This is a genomic window from Thalassotalea eurytherma (genome assembly GCF_030161415.1).
Lineage (GTDB): Bacteria > Pseudomonadota > Gammaproteobacteria > Enterobacterales > Alteromonadaceae > Thalassotalea_G > Thalassotalea_G eurytherma.
In genome coordinates, this window is sequence record NZ_BSSU01000016.1 from 36,646 (window position 1) to 56,934 (window position 20,289).

The following is a 20,289-nucleotide window of genomic DNA, read 5'->3' on the forward strand; positions in this document are numbered from 1 at the left end:
GTTATAAATCACTTTATAACGTATTCTGATTTAAGAGTCCATGTTTTATAAATCATTAATCTCATTATTTTGATTTATAAATTTTAGGGGGTTTAAATCATCTTAATAGTTTTTAGCAAACGGATGCATTTTCTGAAGCTCTTCTTTTAGTTCACTAATGATTACGTAAGTATATTCTTGTGTAATGGATAAGGCAGCAGCCGAATTGTGAGTATATGAGAAATCATGTGACTGCATATATGCGCTATTACAACTTAGAAAAGCTTTCAACTTGTGGACATTATTAGCATTTGTATATATTATATTTACACAAGTGCGATTCCTCGTAGCCCTTTCTGTGTATAGGTTTCTTTGAACGATATTGAAGATCTAGTCGTTAACTTGCAAACGCTATGAAGATCTATCTGTTAGCTTGGAAATAGTAAAAAAAGATCTTTGCAAAATCCACGTAACCTCTTGAATCTAAAAAGCCCAAGATCTACTTCTTAACTTGGATTAACAAAACCCTTTTTTCTAAGCTAGATAAATATCTTCAAAGAGCAATTACCCTATAGTAAATAATTGTCTAAAATCACTTGATACGTACCATTTTCAATGATTGTTTGCAGGCCCTCATTAAACGCCTCCATATGTTCTTTTTTCTTAAACCCGATTGAATACTCACGTTCTGGAAATAAGTAATGCATTTCAAACGCTGAATTAACGACATCGCTGCCATACTTTCGAACAAAGTATTTAAAAATATTTACATCCAAAATAATCACTTCGGTACGTCGAGAAAATAGCATGTCAAACTGCTGTTTTTGATTAGCAAGCTCACGGTAATCAACTGAGTAGGCTGCAATATCAGCAAACTCATCACCTAAAAACTTTTTCGCATTTTGAAAGGCGATAATGCTATAAGCACTTAAATCCTTTAAAGACGCTAATTCAATATGGCTATCCGATAACGTTACCGCAATATCCTGATAGTTAATATAGGGTTCTGAAACGTGCATGCTTGGGTATTTATACGAAGGAGGAACAGTAATTACACCGTCAACATTGCCACGTTGAAAGCCTGTAATATTTCGCCCTAAAGGCATAGAAACATAGTCAATATTCATATTCTGTGTAGCAAACGCTTCGCTAATGAGGTCAAGTTGCAAGCCAGTCTTAGAGTTTTCAAGAATGAAGGGAGGTTTAGGGAGCCCTGTGACTAATTCTAAGTCGTTAGGAGATCTTTCTTGAGCAGTCAACTGCCATGACAAACAGAAGAACCAAAATAAGGTAAAAATAATTCTCACGATACTATCCATGTGTTTAGGTATAAAAGAAATTGACTTGGCTTACTTAGCCTGATTCTATATTGTTAATAACAACCCTATAAATTCTAGCAAAGATTTTCAAACCTTTAGTTAAAATAAAGTTAAATCAATGTAAAGTTTGTAACAAAACATGGAAAACGTTTAAAACATGAGCGAACTCAAAGAGCATACGTGGTACCAAAGGCACTTAGTTAAAGTGTCTAAACGTCAAGATGATCACAGAAGTCCTTTTCAAAGAGATAGAGCACGCATTTTACATTCCGCTGCTTTTCGTCGATTACAATCAAAAACACAAGTAATGGGCAGTGGACAAAGTGACTTTTTTAGAACACGTTTAACCCATTCATTAGAAGCCGCACAAATTGGTTCTGGCATTACTGCTCAATTACGTTCTAAATTTTCTTTCTTATGTGAAAAACTCAAAATTAACGATGATGCCTTGGTAGAATCTATTTGCTTAGCCCATGATATTGGTCATCCGCCTTTCGGTCACGGTGGTGAAATAGCACTTCATTATATGATGCGAGAACATGGTGGCTTTGAAGGTAATGGTCAAACCTTGCGTATCGTTGCCAAACTAGAACCATTTAGTGAACGTGATGGTATGAACCTTTCGCGAAGAACCTTACTTGGTTTAATAAAATACCCAAATACCCTATGTCGGTTAGCAGATAAAAAAGATCAAACACCTGTTACTAACTTTAGGCAATTAAAAGCCGATCAATGGCACCCTCCCAAAGGTTACTACCAAGATGATCAGGACTTAATTGATTGGCTTCTTGAACCGTTATCTGATCAAGATAGAGAGCTTTTTCAGTCCCACACTTCACCAACATCTGGTCATGCAAAAACTAAATTCAAATCAATAGATTGCTCTATCATGGAATTGGCAGATGATATCGCCTACGGTATTCATGATATGGAAGATGCAATTGTGACAGGCGTTGTCACCAAACGCGATTTCATCACCCATGCAATCGAGCCATTGAAAAAAATTGATGATGATTGGTTACAAAATTTACTTGAACAATTAGCTGAGAATTTATTTAGCGATGAACATTACAGACAAAAAGATGCGATCGGCGCACTCGTCAACTTTTTGATCACAAGTATTGTCATTCACGATTTAAATGAGACTCGCGGTACAAGGTTTGAAGAGCCATTACTAAGGTACAATGCCGTTTTACCTGATGTTGCCAATAAAGTACTTAAAGTATTTAAAAGCTTTGTTTTTACTTGTGTGATTAAGCAACCACACATCCAGCGAATAGAATATCGTGGCCAACAAATTGTGATGGAATTATTTGAAGCGTTATCGAGTGATCCGCAACGACTGCTTCCAAATAACACTCTAAAACGCTATCAAGCAGCACAAGAAACAGGAACAAACGCTTATCGTGTCATCGCCGACTATGTCGCCGGCATGACAGACGATTATGCTACCCGTTTATATCGTACGTTGTTTGCACCAAGCATGTCGCAAGGATTCTACGAATCCAATAGATAAACAATATTAACCGCGTTGATACAATGCACAACAGGCTCCAGCGGGGTCTTTGATGACTACAAAACTGTCTTTACTAATAGACTTTACTTCATCAAGCTGCTCTGCTCCCATAGCTAAGGCATCTTTTAATGCTTTCTCAACATCGTCGACTAAAAAATAGGGTAACCACATCGGTGGCATTTTAGCGTTGTAACCTTTAGCGTGACAGATACCACTGACCGCCTCTTTAGTATTTGGATTAACCATAGAGTAATCGCTATAGGTACCCATTGAAATCCCTTCAACTTCCCACCCTAAGACTTTTTGATAGAAGCTGCTTAATTCATCGGCATTATCTACACTGATATCTAGCCAAGCGTAATCCCCCGCTTTTTTATTTGGCATATCGAGATCCTTTGTTTTTTTAATGATTAACTAAAGGTTAACCGATTTTTGGGTTTTTGCGGTAAAACTTATCAGGCAATGTTGAGATATGCTCAAAGAATCGCGTATCTTTGTAGGGTAACTTCATAAAACCAGAAATACCGATACCATCAATCTTTGGCAATAATTTCAATATGTCAGCTAAACAATTAGTAAACTCTTGTTGTTTTTGATGATCCAATAGCATTAGATAACTATGAATTTTAAGATGGGTAGGTAAAACCTCAAAAATGATACAACCGGTGTGGTGAATTAGATTTAGCTTTGCTAAAACCGCCATCAGCTCATCTGGCAAATATAGATATTCATCGGGATCTTTGCCGTCTTCAAAATAAGAATGTAAACGACTTACATCATCAACTTCGGTGATCGCACTCACTTCAAATGAGATTATCATCTCATCAGGGGCGAAAAACCTTTCCTCTGCACTGTCACGATATATGTGTATGGTATTGCGCGCATCAAACAGGCAACTCTTAAACATACCAATACGGAAGATACCCTGAGCAAGGTGAACCATATTATTGACCGCACTTTGGAATGAATGACGCAAAGACTCTTCAAACAAGCTCAAATTTGAATCAATATAAACACCGTCTTTTTCCCATCGAATGGCAAGTCCACCAACGACGGGAAAATCACCTAGTCGACTAACGGCTGCAACGAAAGCTTTTTCTGTATCGCCCATACCCACAAGGTAGTTTTTATAATATTTTTCAAGTTGTACATCATCTATTGTATTTAGCTCATCATTGTCAGAAGACTCTCTTAGAAATGATTTCCGCGAACCATAAACTACGGTATCAATAGCGCCTTGTTCTTTGCGAAGCCATACAGGAATAAGCGGTTCTAATGGCTCGACGGTTGGTGTATCAGCCAAAACAGTGTTTTTTAATAACGATAGATGATTAAAGAAGTAATCGCCGGCTTTTTGCCGCAAGCTATCATCGTCACTCAACATACCTGAAAGTACGTTAGCGAGCATTTTTGGCAAGCCTAACGAGTTAGGTGTGATGACATTAAAGCCATAGCGGCATGACTGCCCTGACGCGAGAGCATACAAGGTAGCCGCTAATCCTTGTTCATCAAATCGAGGAGTTGATAAACCACCTGATATTTGTTCGGGCCCGATAAAATATACATCGCCCAACCGCGCGTTTGTGTGCTGCAAATCACTACTCATTAAATCCATAACATTATTAGCAGTACTTTGACCGTTAGTGTCGAGTTGAGCATGCACAGCCGAGCCCCAATCAATCAGAGTAACCATGCCTGTGGTTTCATCATAAACAATATTGGAAGGTTTTATATCGCCATGAACGATAGGTTTGCCCTTTAAATGCTGTTTGCTATCACGTAAATAAAGCAGAATATCAGCAATCGCTAAGGCTATTTTGACAACTAACTCAGGGGGTAACGGGCCTACTTGATGAGAATACTTTTCTAAATCAACACCCGGTGCGCGAGACATTTGCAATATACATTGGCGCTTGATTCGATGAAAGTCATGGACAGCAGGAATATTTGGATGGCTCAGCTCTTGTTGAATTTCCGACTCTTCAATCAGCCTATCTTGCACGTGTTGAGGCAACGTAATGCGAGAAAACTTAAAGACTACTGGTTGGCTATTATCATCAAGCGCATTAAATACAAAGCCATAAGCGCCCTTACCTAGCAATTCAACATGATGATAACCAAGCTCAGTGAGTTGCCTTTCGCAAAGCTCAACCCACTGCTTTAACTTTTCAGCATCTTTATGACTTAATAAATAAATCGATTGCTCTTCAGCGATGTAGAAATGCTGTAATTTTTTATGACTCAACGTAGACCTTTACTAAACTTCAACTAACATTAAATATTGTTAGCCTATCAAGATATTGTCACCTAGTTTATGACAAAAACCCGCAAAAAACTTATTTTATTGGTCATCATTTTGTCATCTACATTCGATAAATTTTACCCCGTGTTCAGAACACAAATTTTGACAGATTCCCAACGTTAAATTTATTACGTGTGATTAGCGTATTTTTTGGTAAAATAACCTCCTCAGGTGCCCCTTTTATAGGGGCATTTTTTTATCCAAATTTTTCCAATAAAAAAGGGCTGAGTAATGGATTACTCAGCCCTTTTCGTTATTTATTCTTTACTAAGACATATGCATTAGCATCTTAGTTGGCTCCTCTAAAAAGGCTTTCCACAAATTAGAAAAACGAGCGATTGTCCCGCCATCAATGATACGGTGATCGCCAGACCAGCTAACTTGCATAATACTGCGAGCCTCAACCTCTCCTTTCTCATTAAAACGAGGCAGCGTTTGTACTTTACCTAACGCAACAATTGCTGACTCGGGCTTGTTAATGATAGGTGTAGCCACCGTACCACCAATAGCACCAATATTTGAAATTGAAATCGTACCGCCTTTTAAATCATCTGGTGATACACGACCAGAACGCGCATCATTTGTTAAGCGCATAATATCTTGTGCTAAATCAACAATAGACTTTGTTTGAACTTGCTTAACATTTGGTACAAGTAAGCCAACTTTAGAGTCAACAGCCATACCAATATTATGATCATCAAAAAACGTAAGTTCAGTACAGGCATCATTTGCACGCGCATTAACTAACGGAAATTCTTTTAACGCTAATGACATTGCTTTCATAAAGAAAGGCATCATGGTTAGCTTGATATCTTGCTTAGCGTATTCTTCTTTTAATGATAAACGTAACGCAATTAATGCAGTTAAATCAATCTCTTCACAGTACGTAAAGTGAGGGATCGTTGACACTGACGCTACCATTGCTTTTGCCATAGCCGCTTTTACGCCACGAATTGGTTCAACACGGCTACCACCAGCAACGGGTGTTACATTAGCGATTACTGAAGTAGCGACTTGACCTTTATTGTTATTAAAAGAAATCACATCTTCTTTATAAACACGGCCTTTCTTACCACTACCTGGCACTTCATGAATATTGACATTTAATTCACGAGCAACGCGTCGAACGGCTGGGCTTGCCAGCACTTTACCATTGACAGTTTTTGCAACAACTTTGTTTTCATTTGCAGACGTTACTGGCGCTTGAACAGATTTAGCTTCAGTAGGTGTTGGCGCAGTTTCAACGGGTGCTTCAAGAGTTTTAACGCTGGATACATCACCTCTTCGTTCAAGTGCAAATAGTGGTGCGTGTACTTGTGCTATCTCGCCTTTGGCATAATGCAATTTAACCACTTTACCATTATGCATCGCAGGAATTTGAACAAGTGCTTTATCGGTCATTACATCAGCTACAGGCTGATCTTCAACGATCACGTCGCCCTCAGCAACTAACCAATCAACAATTTCACATTCTACGATACCTTCACCAATATCAGGTAAAATAAAGTCTTCAATGATTAAGCCACCGCTTGCTTGCGCCGCAGGCTCAGTTGTTACTTCAGTTGTTTTAGTTACTTCTGGGGATGCTTCAGTTTGTGTTGCATTATCACCACTAGGTGTCATTGCGAACAAAGGTGCATGTACTTTAGCGATATCGCCTTTTTCATAATATAGCTTGTCCACTTTACCAGCGTGCATCGCCGGAATTTGAACTAAGGCTTTATCTGTCATCACATCAGCGATTGGCTGATCTTCTTCAATCACATCGCCTTCAGCAACCAACCAGTCTACAATTTCACACTCAACAATACCTTCGCCAATATCAGGTAAAATAAAATCTATACTCATGATTTAGCTCCTAGTAGTTGATTGAAGCTTTAATCGCTTCATAAACTTTTAAGTGATCTGCCATATGCTCTTTCTCAAGCGAAAGTGGATAAGGTGTATCTACACCACAAACGCGCGCTATTGGCGATTCTAGTGATAAGAAACACTCTTGCTGGATAGTTGCGGATATTTCACCAGCAAAACCTGCAGTTATTGGTGCTTCATGACTGATCAACAAGCGACCGGTTTTACGCACTGAGTTAGCAATAGTCTCGACATCCCAAGGCAAAATGCTACGAAGATCTATGATTTCGCATGAAATGCCATCGGCTTGTGCCATTTCAGCAGCTTTTTCGATGATTTCCATTTGTGCGCCCCAAGCGAGTAATGAAATATCGCTACCTTGCTGAGTCACTTCTGCTTTACCTAATGGTAATTGGTAGTCTTCTTCAGGCACTTCACCAATTGAAGCACGATATAAACGTTTTGGTTCAAAAAATATTACCGGATTATCATCACGAATAGCCGCTAGTAGTAGCCCTTTCGCTTGATACGGATTACGTGGCACAACAACTTTTAAGCCGGGTGTATGAGCAAAATAAGCTTCTGGCGATTGGCTATGATATAAACCACCAGCAATCCCCCCACCATATGGCGTACGAATCGTTAATCGACCCACGTTAAATTCATTGCCGCTACGGTATCTGAATTTAGCTGACTCATTCACAATTTGGTCAAAGGCCGGAAAAATATAATCAGCAAACTGAATTTCAGCAATGGGTCGAGAGCCTTGAGCAGCTAAGCCATTAGCAAAGCCAATAATGCCTTGCTCAACTAGCGGCGTATTAAAACAACGGTTGTTGCCATATTTTTCTTGTAAGCCAGATGTCGCACGGAAAACACCACCAAAATGGCCAACATCTTCACCAAAACACATGGTAGAGTCGTCTTCAGCCATCGCAATATCGAGGGCATTATTAATAGCTTGGAGTAAATTCATTTGAGCCATTATTTAATTCTCCCTGCAGTAAATGGGTAAGCTTCTGGATATTTTTTAATATGAGTTTTAAGCGCTTGCAACTGCTTTTCTAAGTGCTCTGGCACGGTGTCATAAACGTCAGTAACTAAGTCTTCAACTGGCGGCTTATCAATTTTTTCAGCAACTTTTACTGCTGCTAACACTTCTTCACGAAGCTTGTCGAAAAGCGTTTCTTCTTGCGCTTCGCTCCACCAATTTTGTTTGAGCATCCAGTTTTTCATCCGTAAAATTGGATCATGCTCGTGCCATTTAGCTTCTTCTTCTTTGGTGCGGTAGCCTGACGGATCATCTGACGTAGAGTGTGCACCTAAGCGATAAGACATTGCTTCAATGATAACTGGCGCGTTTTCTTTAAGTGCATATTCACGTGCCCATTGTGTGGCTTTGATTACGGCTAAAATGTCATTGCCATCTATACGGATAGTTTTAATGCCATAACCGACACCACGCGATGCAATGCCATTACCTTTAAATTGCTCATCTGCAGGTGTTGAAATCGCGTAACCATTGTTACGACAGAAGAAAATACAAGGCGCACCATGAACGGCAGCCATGTTTAAACCCGCATGGAAGTCACCTTCTGATGCGGCGCCTTCACCAAAGAAACAAATCGTTACTTCATCTTTACCCTGCAGCCTTTGACCGTAGGCATAACCAGCAGCTTGTGGGATTTGCGTGCCTAACGGGCTTGAAATCGTCATATAGTTCAATGCATTTGAACCATAGTGAATTGGCATTTGACGACCTTTACCTAAATCTTTCTCGTTTGAGAACATTTGGTTCATGAAATCTTCTAAGGCAAACCCTCTGAAAATTAACGCACCTTGTTCACGGTATTGTCCGATAAACATATCTGCATCTTTTAAACCTGCAGCTGCGCCAACACTTGTTGCCTCTTCACCTAGTGCTGCCATATAGAAACTGATACGACCTTGACGCTGTGCTGCGATCATGCGCTCATCAAGTACACGGTGAAAAGCTAATGCTTCGTAAGTTTTAACCGCAAGTGCTTTGTCAATGTCTGGCATTTCTGCGCCAGCATATACATCACCGTCTTGGTTAAGAATTTTCAGGGTAGGAATTTCTACTGAATGCCCATCAATAAATGCAGGCTCGTGAACCACTGGCCCTTCATTATATATTTCAGTGCTCATAATATTCTCTTTTCGTTGAACCAATAATCATTGGCTTCTACCATCTCACTTACATCAGTATAGAAAGTCGATGCAAGTCGTGTAGATATTTATTATATATACCAAGTGAAATAAATACTTAGCCAACTCAGAGCTGCGTCAGGGCGGTTGAACGAACTGACGAGTTCCTAGGGGCGAGTTTAAAAGGCTGATATACTTCGATGGTCAACTCAACAAGGGAATAACCATTCTTTTCGTTAAGCGCCTTGCCTGTGAGCCTTTTAATTCTCGCTGAGTAATTAAATATTCGCTTTACTTGGTTTATTTGTTGTAACGCGCTGACTTTACCTTTGCGTAAACGTAGATTCAAGAAAACGGTGAAGTGCCTTTGCTCATAAGCCATGCTAGGTGCTAAGAAATGTTTACACTCGGGCTTGAACAGGTGGCTAGACGTATAAATAGGGTGAAGGGCAGCTAGATATTTATGCTGCCCAAAAAGTTGACGTTAACGATTAAAGCTTAGTCGGTTTCACGGTAAGTAATGCACGTTGGCCAAGCGCTACATTCGCATTCGGGAAGATAATTGCCTCACCTTCCGTACGCACGTGATATTGTTTATCACCGTCAGTTGCTAATAAATAGCCAACAGGATAATCGGTAAAGTTTTTAGCATCGTCGGGAAAATGTAAAACAAAGTTTTGTTCGGTACGGTTTATTGTTTGATCAATCTCATAGATACTAAAATCGTCTTCAACAAACGGGGTTGAGTTGATTGATTGCCCTGTAATAAGCGCTTTTAAGGTTGTTTTAACGTCGCTAAATTGCGTCATATCATTCTCACCAAATGGCCTGACTTTCCCTAGTTCAACGGTAAAAGCATCAGCGCCAAAGTTATTTGATGAAAAGTAACTAAAGGTGGTTGTTGGCGAATGAGATAATAAAATCGTACTTACGCCGCAAGCTTGCAAAAATGAAAGCTCTGTTGTTTTCCAAGGCTTGCCATGTCGAAATGGATAGACAGCAAACTTAGCATTTTTAGATTCACGAATTGCCGTGTGCAGATCGTAATGTTTACGCTCTCGATTGTCGCCACCTGCGGTAAAAAAGTTACGCACCGCATCTTCTAAATCTTTTGCTCGAATACGCTCTTTGTTTTTCAAGCCGCCATCTTCGCTATGGGCACCTGAAAATAGTCGATTAAGGTTCTCTTCAACAAAGCGCTCAGCAATATTCATCGCAGCCGGATTACCAAATAAAAATAGTACACGCTGCGTTAACGTGATTTCACCTTTAATGGCCTTTTCTACGAGTTCAGCGCAAATCTCAATAGGCGCGGTTTCATTGCCATGTACCGCACAAGATAAAACAACATCTTTAGAGGTTGCGGTTTGTGGTTCAAAGACAATAATGCCTGTATCTAAAACAGATACCTGCGTTGAATGCTGTGCTCCGTTTACCTCAAATTCAAAAGCTGGCATATGCCATTCATGGGCACGGGTCATTGATAAGAAATCACCAGTAGCTTGCAAAGCTGCTGATAATTCTTGGGCTGATTTCGTCATAAACTAACTTACTCTCATTGCGATTGATGTTGTTTTTATTTTTTTTCAATCATTTACTTGTTATAAAAACTAAAAAAGCCACACTAGGTGACTTTTTTAGAACTCGAGTAGATTATACGCCAGCTTGTTCAAAAAGCGTATTGACCATTTCTTGAGCTTCGTCAAAAATTTGAGCCAAATGAGCTTCATCAATAAAGCTTTCTGCGTAAATCTTATAAATATCTTCTGTGCCTGAAGGTCTTGCTGCAAACCAACCATTTTTAGTTGTTACTTTTAAGCCACCAATCGCAGCATTGTTGCCAGGTGCGTGACTTAACTTCGCTTGGATTTCTTCACCGGCTAGTTGTGTTGCTTTGATATCGTCTGGTGACAATGCCGTTAATACCGCTTTTTGTGCAAGGCTAGCAACCGCTTCTTTTCGTCCATAACAAGGCTCGCCTAATTCATTGGCAAGATCTTGATAGTATTGGTAGGGATCTTTGCCGGTAACAGCCAAGATTTCTGCTGCCAATAACGCCATGACAAAGCCATCTTTGTCTGTTGTCCAACATTCACCATTTTTTTGAATGAATGATGCACCGGCACTTTCTTCACCACCAAAGGCATATTCACCGTTTTTTAAACCGTCGACAAACCATTTAAAACCAACAGGTACTTCTGATAATGGTCGGTTGATTTGATGAGCGACGCGATCAATCATTGAGCTAGACACTAAGGTTTTACCTATTTTTGCATCAGCAGACCAATCTCTATGCGTCATTAGGTAATGAATCGCTACAGCTAAAAAATGGTTTGGATTCATTAACCCACCAGATTTAGTGACGATACCGTGGCGATCAAAGTCTGGATCGTTACCAACGGCAATGTCAAAATCATCTTTCATCGCAATTAAACCCGCCATAGCATACGGCGATGAGCAGTCCATACGGATTTTTCCGTCTTTATCCAACGACATAAATGCAAAGCTAGCATCGACCACTTGGTTGACAACAGTCAATTCGATGCCGTATAGCTTTGCAATTTCTGGCCAGTAAGCAATACCAGAACCACCTAGTGGATCTACGCCTAGTTTAATCTTAGCGTCAGCAATTGCCGCCATATCAACGACTTTGTCTAAATCACTAACATAGTGATGAATAAAGTCTTGCTTGGTTAACTTTTCAGATGCAAGCGCTTCACCTACAGGCATCATAGTTACGCCTTGCAGCCCATTGCTAATCATGTCATTCGCTTTGGCTTCAATTTGTTTCGTAATGTCGCCTTCAGCAGGTCCACCATGTGGAGGGTTATATTTTATGCCACCATCAGTTGGAGGGTTATGAGATGGTGTAATAATTAAGCCGTCTGCTTGTGATTGATTAGCGCGGTTATGATTAATGATCAAACGAGAGATAACAGGTGTTGGCGTAAAGCCTAAATCATCTTGAACAATAACATCGACACCGTTAGCAACTAATACACTAATTGCTGAACTAAATGCAGGTTCAGAAAGCGCATGTGTATCCTTACCTAAAAACAATGGCCCCGTGATACCCGCATGAGCACGATAATCACACACGGCCTGACAAATAGTTAAAATATGTTGTTCATTAAAGCTCACATTAGATGCGCAGCCCCGGTGGCCTGACGTACCAAATGTTACCTTTTGGGTAGGTTCACTAACATCAGGAGTAAGCAAATAATAATCGCTGACTAAACGCCCAAGGTTAATACGATCTTCTGGTCTTACACTTTTGCCAGCATGTGGATGAACTGCCATAATTTCCCTACCCTTTTCCTTGTTACTGTTTTTAAATTTTTTTTAAAGTAGCTCTCTGATTTGCTCGGCTTCCTGCACGTTATAACCTAGTGCTATTGCCACTTCTGTTAACATCATCTTTTTACGCGTTGTATTTGAGTTAGTGATAACCCAAAACGGACTTTCAGGAATTTGCCTAGGCTTGGTGCTGCTGCCACTTTGCTCTAGCTCTTGTTCACTTAACGCAAAATACAAGCGATCGCGTCCGCGAATATCGTTAACAACGTTAAATTGTTTTTGATGGACACGATAAAGCGCCGCTAAAATCAATAAAAAACGCCCAACAGCGCCACGCTGATGCGCCAATTCTTCTTTATTAATGTAATTGAACACACTTTCATTAATCGGTGAAGTTTCGTCAAGTTCTGTTTCAGCTTTCTGCTCAACAGGCGCAACGTTTTCAACAGTTTCTTGAGGCTGATCTTTAATGTCTTCTGGAGATAACTCTAACAAGCGAGTTAGTATCGATGAAGCACTTTCACCAATAGTTTGTGTATTACTTAAAATGTATTGATATAAATCGTCGTCAATTTCTATTGTTTTCATGTAATGCCTAGACAATGTTGCTCAAGAATCAGCGTGATTATACGTGGCAAAAAAAGAAGGTGCTAGCAAAGCACGCAATAAGTTAAATAAATTCAACTAACCGTTCATTTATTAAACAAGCATAACGACTAAAATTTTTTGGCGATTGAATTATTGCCGACTTTTAAGGAAAATGTCGTTGAAACTGATTGACTCAAAGGCAACGCTTGAATACTCAAATTCTCAATTATAAACAAGTTGGCATAGGCGACCATGTCATCCTCATTCATGGTCTATTTGGTTCCATGGAAAACTTGAATATGGTAGCTAAAGGCTTGGTTGATAAATACTGTGTCACGAGTATTGATGTCAGAAACCATGGCTCATCTTTTCATGAGAACAACATGGAATATCCGCAACTCGCTGCTGATGTTATCGCCGTAATGGACACATTAAATATTGAATCAGCTCATGTGCTAGGCCACTCTATGGGTGGCAAAATCGCCATGGAGTTAGCGTTAACTTACTCGCAACGCGTCAATAAATTGATGATTGCCGATATTGCTCCGATAAAATATCCGGCCCACCATCAGCAAATCATCAATGGCCTAAAATCAATTGATTTTAGCCAGGTACATAGCCGTAAAGATGCCGATAATCAGTTATCAAACTATGTTGATGATGCATCAGTTCGCCCATTTTTATTGCGAAATTTAGCAACAACAAATGGTCACTACCATTTTAAATGCGCCCTTGAATTTATTGATAACTGCTATGATCAAATAATGTCTGGTTACCTTGGCAACAATCAATTTTTAGGTGATACCTTATTTATCAAGGGTGGAAATTCAGACTATATAACCTCAGCTCACCGAGCACGTATCAATGAACTTTTTCCGAATGTATCTGCGAAAATCATCCAAGGTGCTGGCCATTGGCTACATGCCGAGAAAACAACGGCATTTAATAAAATTGTTAACGACTTTCTCGACCAATAAAAATACAGGTATTTATCATACCCATTTAGGTTAATTTGACTGAAATACCATGTCAGCCAATGACATTTTTAAACGCGCGACATTGCACTTAATAGACACTTATTTAGCTAATATTAAAGAGCACAATATCACTAAAGCATACTGTCTTTCGATAAAGGTCAAAAAAAGTTAATTCGCCTAGAATTTAACAATATTTTTGCCTTGGATTGCTGTGATTAATTGCCCCTTGTGCTATAGTGCGCCGTGAATTTTTGAAGGTGGCGCTATGTTAGCAGAATATTTAGAAGTTATTGAAGCTGTAGGCTTGAATTTATTTTTTGCTTTTATTTTTATTTTCATAGGGTTATCTATTCACGACGTAATGAAAAAAAACGACGTGCCTAAAATGGGCCAATATGTTGTGTATTTCGTATTGGTGCTAGGTTGCGCAGGTTTTATTGCGAAAGGTCTTATCCAGTTTTTCTGGGAAAGCCAAGGAATTGGTTAAGTAGTTCATGGCAAAAGAAGTTTCAGACGTAACAACGATAGATTTGTTCTCAGAGGAAAAACGCCCAGGGCGACCTAGAACAAATCCACACTCTCGTAGTGTGCAAGTTAAAATCAACAAGCGTAATCAAGTAAAGCGTGATAAGAAGCGTGGCTTGAAACGTGTTGAGTTTAAAATGCACCAAAGTTTATTTGAAAAACTTGATGCAATGGCGCAAACACAAAATGTTAGTCGTGGCGAGTTGATCGAGTCAATTTTAGCTGATGTGTTAGAAAGTGACGAATGTTAATAATTTTATGAGTAAAAGGTAAAACTTAATGGCAATTGTAGGTTTATTCTTTGGTAGCGATACAGGCAATACTGAAGCTGTAAGTAAAATGATCCAGAAAAAACTAGGTAAAAAGCTAGTTGAAGTAAAGGATATCGCTAAGAGTACAAAAGAAGAAATCGCAGAATTCGATCTGATTATTTTAGGTATTCCAACGTGGTACTATGGTGAAAACCAATGTGATTGGGATGACTTTTTACCAGACTTAGAAGAAGTTGATTTCACTGACAAGTTAGTCGCTATTTTTGGTTTAGGTGATCAAGAAGATTATGCAGAGTACTTCTGTGATGCAATGCAACCATTACGCGATATTGCTGAATCAAAAGGAGCGATAATCGTAGGTAACTGGTCTACAGAAGGTTATGAATTCGAAGCATCTAAAGCGTTAGTTGATGACAACACTTTCATTGGCTTATGTATTGACGAAGATCGTCAACCAGAACTTACTGAAGAACGTGTAGACAAGTGGGTTACGCAAATCTACGACGAAATGTGTTTAGCAGAGTTAGCTGACTAACCATTAAACGAATAAAAAAAGGGGTCCGAGTATTTTTACTCTGACCCCTTTTTATTTACCTAAAATTATTTTCTTTGTTTCTTGCGTATATATAACGTACGCATAACCTTCGCAACAACATCGCCCGATTCATCTTTTATATAGACAGGGATCACAGGTAGATACTTTCCACCGTTGGCGGTCTGTTTTGCTATTTCATCTAGCAACTCATCAGTAATTATGAAGTCTGCATAAACTTTACCACGCCCAGGCTTAATGAAATCGATATCGGCGTATTTATCCCAAATCACATATTCTTTTCCTAGCCGTGCCATTAGCATCATCATATAAAAAGGATCGGTAAGCGAGAATAAGGCCCCGCCAAAGATACTACCTACACCATTTCTATTCCAAGCACTTAAACGCATTGATGCCCGTGCCTGTCTGAAATCGTCAGACAACGAAATTAACTTGATTCGAGAAAAAAACATCGGTGGCCATAAGTTAATAAATAACTTAAATACCCATGCTTTAGAAAACATTATATTCATTGATAAACCCTTCAACTCATCGTACCAGTCAATTATCCCAGAAATAGCCAATAAAAAGCAAAGATTAATAAAGAATTAACAATAAATATTACTTGAGTAATTAACTAAGGCTTTCATCATTGCCGATAAGTCTCTATAATTTTCCCTAGAGTATTAATAACAAATAAAATCTATGCCTGACCAAAATGAAGAACTAAAACGTGCTGGCCTGAAAATAACGTTACCACGAGTTAAAATTTTAGGTATTTTACAATGTCCTGATAATCAGCACATCAGTGCTGAAGATGTATATAAAATTCTTTTAGAGCAAAATGAAGAGATTGGCTTAGCAACAGTCTATCGCGTATTAAACCAATTTGATGATGCTGGTATTGTTACACGTCACCACTTTGAAGGTGGTAAATCTGTATTTGAATTATCACATAAGAAACATCACGACCATTTAGTATGTCTTAAGTGTGGTAAGGTTGTGGAGTTTGAAGATGACGTTATAGAAACTCGCCAACTTGATATTGCGAAGTCTCACAACATTAAACTAACGAATCACAGTCTATACTTATACGGTGAATGCGAAGACGAAGATGCCTGTGAAGCATACCGCAAAAGCAATCTATAGATAAAAGTGATTAAAAAAAGGAGCGTTTAGCTCCTTTTTTATTGTTTGCTGTTTAGCTGACTCAAATTATTTGCCTGCTATTTTAGCCCATGTGTCACGTAAACCTACCGTACGATTAAATACAAGATGTTCTGATGTTGCATCTTTGTTATCAAGACAGAAATACCCTTGACGCTCAAATTGAAATGCTTGCTCAGGTTGAGCGTTTGCTAAATAAGGCTCTACTTTAGCCTTTGCTATCACAGTTAATGACTCAGGGTTCATCACGCTATGGAAGTCTTCAGCAGCTGCTGGATTTTCCACGTTAAATAAACGATCGTATAAGCGAACTTCTGCATCAATGCTTTGCGCTGCACTTACCCAATGAATAACACCTTTTGGTTTAGTACCGTCTTCTGGGTTTTTACCTAGTGTTTTGTCATCGTATGTGCAGTATACCGTAGTCACATTGCCATCAGCGTCCTTGTCACAACGGGTAGCTGTGACAACGTAAGCACCACGTAAACGAACAGCTTTATCAAGTACTAAACGTTTATATTTCTTATTTGCTTCTTCTCTAAAGTCTTCAGCTTCAATATAAAGCTCTTTAGAAAATGGCACAATACGTGAACCTTGGCTTTCATCACTTGGGTGATTTTTAACGGTTAGCTCTTCTACTTTAGCTTCGTCATAATTTTCGATCACAAGCTTAATTGGGTCTAAAACAGCCATTGCTCGCGGTGCATTATCGTTTAAGTCTTCGCGAATACATGCTTCTAATACACCCATCTCAACCGTATTATCCATTTTAGTCACGCCAATACGCTTAGCGAATTCACGAATTGAACCTGGGGTATAGCCGCGGCGTCTAAAACCAGCAATAGTTGGCATACGAGGATCATCCCAACCATTAACAAGGTTTTCTTCAACTAACGCATTTAACTTTCGCTTACTCATGACTGTGTATTCAAGATTTAAGCGAGAAAACTCATACTGACGAGGTTGAGATTCAATTGAAATGTTATCAATGACCCAATCGTATAAACGACGGTTGTCTTGGAATTCCAAAGTACATAATGAGTGTGTTATGTTTTCAATCGCATCAGAAATACAATGCGTAAAATCATACATTGGATAAATGCACCACTTATCACCTGTTTGGTGGTGATGAGCAAATTTAACGCGATAAATTACCGGGTCACGCATACACATAAAGCTTGATGACATGTCGATCTTTGCTCGTAGTGAACACTCACCTTCTTTAAATTCACCTTTACGCATTTTTTCAAATAAGACGAGGTTTTCTTCAACCGATGTATCACGATACGGGCTATTTTTACCCGGTTGCTTCAACGTGCCACGATACTCGCGCATTTCTTCGCCGTTAAGGAAACAGACATAGGCTAAACCCTTCTCAATTAACTCGACAGCATAACCATGAAGTTGATCAAAATAGTCAGATGAATAATGAATATCGCCAGCCCACTCAAAACCAAGCCATTTTACGTCTTCTTGAATTGAGTTTACGTAATCGATGTCTTCTTTTTCAGGGTTTGTGTCGTCAAAACGTAAGTTACATAAACCTTGGTAATCTTGAGCAATCCCAAAATTTAAGCAAATTGATTTAGCATGACCAATGTGCAAAAAGCCATTAGGCTCAGGTGGGAATCTCGTCTGTACTCCCGTATGTTTGCCGCTTGCTAGATCTGCATCAATGATTTGACGAATAAAATTTGTTGGACGGTTTTCAGCTTCCGACATCCACGCAACCTCAAAAAAGATAATTAGAATTTGAATAATCCGACATTATAGCAATACTTGGCCTAGTGATATAGTCATTAGAATTGATATTTATGTTTAATATTTTGCTAATATGAGTGAGTTAATGTCATGATAAAACACATCAACTCACCTTGTTTATTTTCCTGTTTTTGTAAAAGGACTTTCATGTTTAAGAATCTTGCACTTAGTGTTTTGCTAATGTCGTTTTCACTGCAAGCCGCACCGATAGAAAAAATCTATTTCGGCTCTTGTGCCAAACAACACAAACCCATGCCTATATTTGATGCCATTAATGCTGATAAACCCGACGTATTTGTTTTTCTTGGTGACAATATTTACAGCTCTTATTTTGATATTTCAGAAATGGCTGAACAATATAAAAAGCTTGCTCACAATAAAGGCTTTCAACAACTAAAAAGTCAAAGTGATTTAGTCGCAATCTGGGATGATCACGATTATGGTAAGGGCGATGGCGGAAAAGAGTTCAAACACAAAGAGCAAAGCCGTCAAATCATGTTAGATTTTTGGCAAGAGCCAAAACACTCAGTTCGTTATACTCAAGAGGGGATTTATACATCTTACTTATACGGTGAAGGCGCTCATACCATTCGTGTCATCTTGCCCGACCTTAGATGGAACCGCGACAGTTTACATCGAGTAGATGACGATACAAGAGCAAAAGAACGAACACCTAAATTTATGGGCCCTTATTTACCGTCGCCTGATAAAAGTGATCAATTGCTAGGTGAGCAACAGTGGCAATGGCTAGAAGCTGAACTTAAAAAGCCTGCTGCCATTAAAGTGATAGGTTCAGGAATACAGTTACTTAATAAGTTTTCTGGTTGGGAGACTTGGGCAAACTTTCCACATGAGCGAAAACGCCTGCTCGACTTTATTACTAACGAAAAAATTGACGGAGTATTATTTATCTCCGGCGATACACACTTTGGTGACGTATCGAGAATCACCGATAATACACCTTATCCTTTTTGGGAAATAACTAGTTCAGGCCTAAGTGAAAAATGGAAAGAAGTTAGCCCGAATAAACACCGTATTGCAAAAGGTGTTAATGAAGTAAATTATGGTTTTATTGAGGTAGACTGGCAGCAAGCTGACCCAATTATAGAGATGGGCTTAAAAGGCAAGGAAGGTAATGTCATTCATCAATTTCAACTTACGCTTTCAGAAATTAGTAACAAATAACTTGTGCTACGCTCTTACAATCAACATTTAACGAGAACGTAATACTTTTTTTATCACTTTTTTTTCAGCGTCACTTATCATTGTTGGCAGTTCACCACTTTTTGCTAACCGTTGAATTTCAGCATCGACTTTAGGCACTAAATGAGCATGTGTTTTATGGACGTAGTGATATAAAGGCAATTTTGCTAACGGCTTACCGGTTGCGACGATATTACTAAAACCATAGCGAGCTCGCATCAACTCACCATCTAATGTATTGGTTAACGCAATATCAACGCGGCGATTACTTAATAACGTGAACATTCGTTTAGTGCTATTCACTTCGTATATTCTCGACATCCCCTTAGTGATGTTATCGGTATGTTTTACGCCACGAACCTTTGTTAGCTCATAGCCTGATAAATCTGACTTATCTTCTATTGTGATGCGCCGCCCCTTTAAAATAAAAGGCATGGTTTCTAAGTAATAGTATGGCGTAGGAACTCTGACTGTATTTTGGTTTTCATCACCATAAGTCCATATACGCATAATCTCCCCGGCTTTTGTTCCAGCGTTAGCGTGTTGCTGTGCTCTTGGAGCAGGCAATGGCTCTATGGATATATCAATACCGATATTTTTATAAATTTGAGGAAGTACGTGACGACCAACTTCTTGCTCAATCAAAAACTCAATAGAGGCAAAATCATAGTCATTAGAAAAAACAGAGGAAGAAAAAAGAAAAGCAATACATAACAAAAAACCACTACTACTATGTAACCACGTCATATCATACTCATAATTAAGACATTACCTTTAACTATAGCATAACTTCAATATTTAGCTGTATATTGACAACAGTAGTGAATATCA

General features: G+C 39.0%; 20 protein-coding genes. 7 read left to right on the forward strand and 13 right to left on the reverse strand.

The window, feature by feature from the left end:
• Window positions 1-102: 102 nt before the first annotated feature.
• Window positions 103-237: a hypothetical protein gene (locus QQK02_RS15150; protein WP_284208958.1), complete on the reverse strand. Its 135-nt coding sequence runs from the start codon at window positions 235-237 to the stop codon at window positions 103-105.
• Between the two features lie 311 nt (window positions 238-548).
• Entirely contained in the window at window positions 549-1,286 is a 738-nt protein-coding gene (locus tag QQK02_RS15155; protein WP_284208959.1) for a substrate-binding periplasmic protein, read from the reverse strand.
• A gap of 169 nt (window positions 1,287-1,455) precedes the next feature.
• Here QQK02_RS15155 and QQK02_RS15160 point away from each other — a divergent pair, with 169 nt between their 5' ends.
• Entirely contained in the window at window positions 1,456-2,814 is a 1,359-nt protein-coding gene (locus QQK02_RS15160) for an anti-phage deoxyguanosine triphosphatase (protein WP_284208960.1), read from the forward strand.
• 6 nt (window positions 2,815-2,820) lie between these two features.
• On the opposite strand, the gene QQK02_RS15165 is transcribed toward QQK02_RS15160, so the two are convergent.
• The 8 genes from QQK02_RS15165 to seqA form a co-directional block, all read right to left on the reverse strand.
• Window positions 2,821-3,198 carry a VOC family protein gene (locus tag QQK02_RS15165; protein WP_284208961.1) on the reverse strand — a complete coding sequence of 126 codons (378 nt, stop codon included), beginning with the start codon at window positions 3,196-3,198 and terminating at the stop codon, window positions 2,821-2,823.
• Window positions 3,199-3,235: 37 nt separating this feature from the next.
• On the reverse strand, window positions 3,236-5,059 hold the full coding sequence (locus QQK02_RS15170) for a protein kinase domain-containing protein (RefSeq protein ID WP_284208962.1): 1,824 nt from the start codon (window positions 5,057-5,059) through the stop codon (window positions 3,236-3,238).
• Between the two features lie 324 nt (window positions 5,060-5,383).
• Entirely contained in the window at window positions 5,384-6,964 is a 1,581-nt protein-coding gene (locus QQK02_RS15175) for a dihydrolipoyllysine-residue acetyltransferase (RefSeq protein ID WP_284208964.1), read from the reverse strand.
• A gap of 10 nt (window positions 6,965-6,974) precedes the next feature.
• On the reverse strand, window positions 6,975-7,952 hold the full coding sequence (locus QQK02_RS15180; RefSeq protein ID WP_284208965.1) for an alpha-ketoacid dehydrogenase subunit beta: 978 nt from the start codon (window positions 7,950-7,952) through the stop codon (window positions 6,975-6,977).
• Window positions 7,952-9,136, reverse strand: coding sequence for a thiamine pyrophosphate-dependent dehydrogenase E1 component subunit alpha (locus QQK02_RS15185; RefSeq protein WP_284208966.1), 1,185 nt, complete (start codon window positions 9,134-9,136; stop codon window positions 7,952-7,954). The genes QQK02_RS15180 and QQK02_RS15185 overlap by 1 nt, the downstream gene beginning before the upstream one ends.
• A 491-nt stretch (window positions 9,137-9,627) precedes the next feature.
• The gene (astE, locus tag QQK02_RS15190; protein WP_284208967.1) at window positions 9,628-10,677 is read right to left on the reverse strand and encodes a succinylglutamate desuccinylase; all 1,050 of its coding nucleotides are present in this window, start codon (window positions 10,675-10,677) and stop codon (window positions 9,628-9,630) included.
• Window positions 10,678-10,789: 112 nt separating this feature from the next.
• A complete protein-coding gene (gene pgm / locus QQK02_RS15195) occupies window positions 10,790-12,436 on the reverse strand; it encodes a phosphoglucomutase (alpha-D-glucose-1,6-bisphosphate-dependent) (protein WP_284208968.1) in 1,647 nt (548 codons plus the stop codon).
• Window positions 12,437-12,478: 42 nt separating this feature from the next.
• The gene (seqA, locus tag QQK02_RS15200) at window positions 12,479-13,021 is read right to left on the reverse strand and encodes a replication initiation negative regulator SeqA (RefSeq protein WP_284208969.1); all 543 of its coding nucleotides are present in this window, start codon (window positions 13,019-13,021) and stop codon (window positions 12,479-12,481) included.
• Window positions 13,022-13,227: 206 nt separating this feature from the next.
• Between seqA and QQK02_RS15205 the strand changes: the two genes are divergently transcribed.
• The 4 genes from QQK02_RS15205 to fldA all read left to right on the forward strand — a co-directional run bounded on the left by QQK02_RS15205 (window position 13,228) and on the right by fldA (window position 15,330).
• Complete coding sequence (locus tag QQK02_RS15205) at window positions 13,228-13,998, forward strand: alpha/beta fold hydrolase (RefSeq protein WP_284208970.1); 771 nt, start codon at window positions 13,228-13,230, stop codon at window positions 13,996-13,998.
• A 265-nt stretch (window positions 13,999-14,263) separates the two neighbouring features.
• Entirely contained in the window at window positions 14,264-14,485 is a 222-nt protein-coding gene (locus QQK02_RS15210; RefSeq protein WP_284208971.1) for a DUF2788 domain-containing protein, read from the forward strand.
• A 7-nt stretch (window positions 14,486-14,492) separates the two neighbouring features.
• Window positions 14,493-14,774, forward strand: a complete 282-nt coding sequence (gene ybfE, locus QQK02_RS15215; RefSeq protein WP_284208973.1) for a LexA regulated protein — start codon at window positions 14,493-14,495, stop codon at window positions 14,772-14,774.
• A gap of 28 nt (window positions 14,775-14,802) precedes the next feature.
• Window positions 14,803-15,330, forward strand: coding sequence for a flavodoxin FldA (fldA, locus tag QQK02_RS15220; RefSeq protein WP_284208975.1), 528 nt, complete (start codon window positions 14,803-14,805; stop codon window positions 15,328-15,330).
• A gap of 65 nt (window positions 15,331-15,395) precedes the next feature.
• Here the strand turns inward: fldA and QQK02_RS15225 are convergent, their stop codons facing one another.
• Window positions 15,396-15,860, reverse strand: a complete 465-nt coding sequence (locus QQK02_RS15225) for a DUF4442 domain-containing protein (protein WP_284208976.1) — start codon at window positions 15,858-15,860, stop codon at window positions 15,396-15,398.
• Between the two features lie 172 nt (window positions 15,861-16,032).
• Between QQK02_RS15225 and fur the strand changes: the two genes are divergently transcribed.
• A complete protein-coding gene (gene fur / locus QQK02_RS15230) occupies window positions 16,033-16,476 on the forward strand; it encodes a ferric iron uptake transcriptional regulator (RefSeq protein ID WP_284208977.1) in 444 nt (147 codons plus the stop codon).
• Window positions 16,477-16,542: 66 nt separating this feature from the next.
• Here the strand turns inward: fur and glnS are convergent, their stop codons facing one another.
• On the reverse strand, window positions 16,543-18,216 hold the full coding sequence (glnS, locus tag QQK02_RS15235; RefSeq protein WP_284208978.1) for a glutamine--tRNA ligase: 1,674 nt from the start codon (window positions 18,214-18,216) through the stop codon (window positions 16,543-16,545).
• Window positions 18,217-18,402: 186 nt separating this feature from the next.
• Between glnS and QQK02_RS15240 the strand changes: the two genes are divergently transcribed.
• Window positions 18,403-19,440 (forward strand): alkaline phosphatase D family protein, encoded by a 1,038-nt coding sequence (locus QQK02_RS15240; RefSeq protein ID WP_284208981.1) that lies wholly within the window; start codon window positions 18,403-18,405, stop codon window positions 19,438-19,440.
• Between the two features lie 27 nt (window positions 19,441-19,467).
• Here the strand turns inward: QQK02_RS15240 and QQK02_RS15245 are convergent, their stop codons facing one another.
• A complete protein-coding gene (locus QQK02_RS15245; protein ID WP_284208982.1) occupies window positions 19,468-20,205 on the reverse strand; it encodes a substrate-binding periplasmic protein in 738 nt (245 codons plus the stop codon).
• Between the last annotated feature and the right edge of the window lie 84 nt (window positions 20,206-20,289).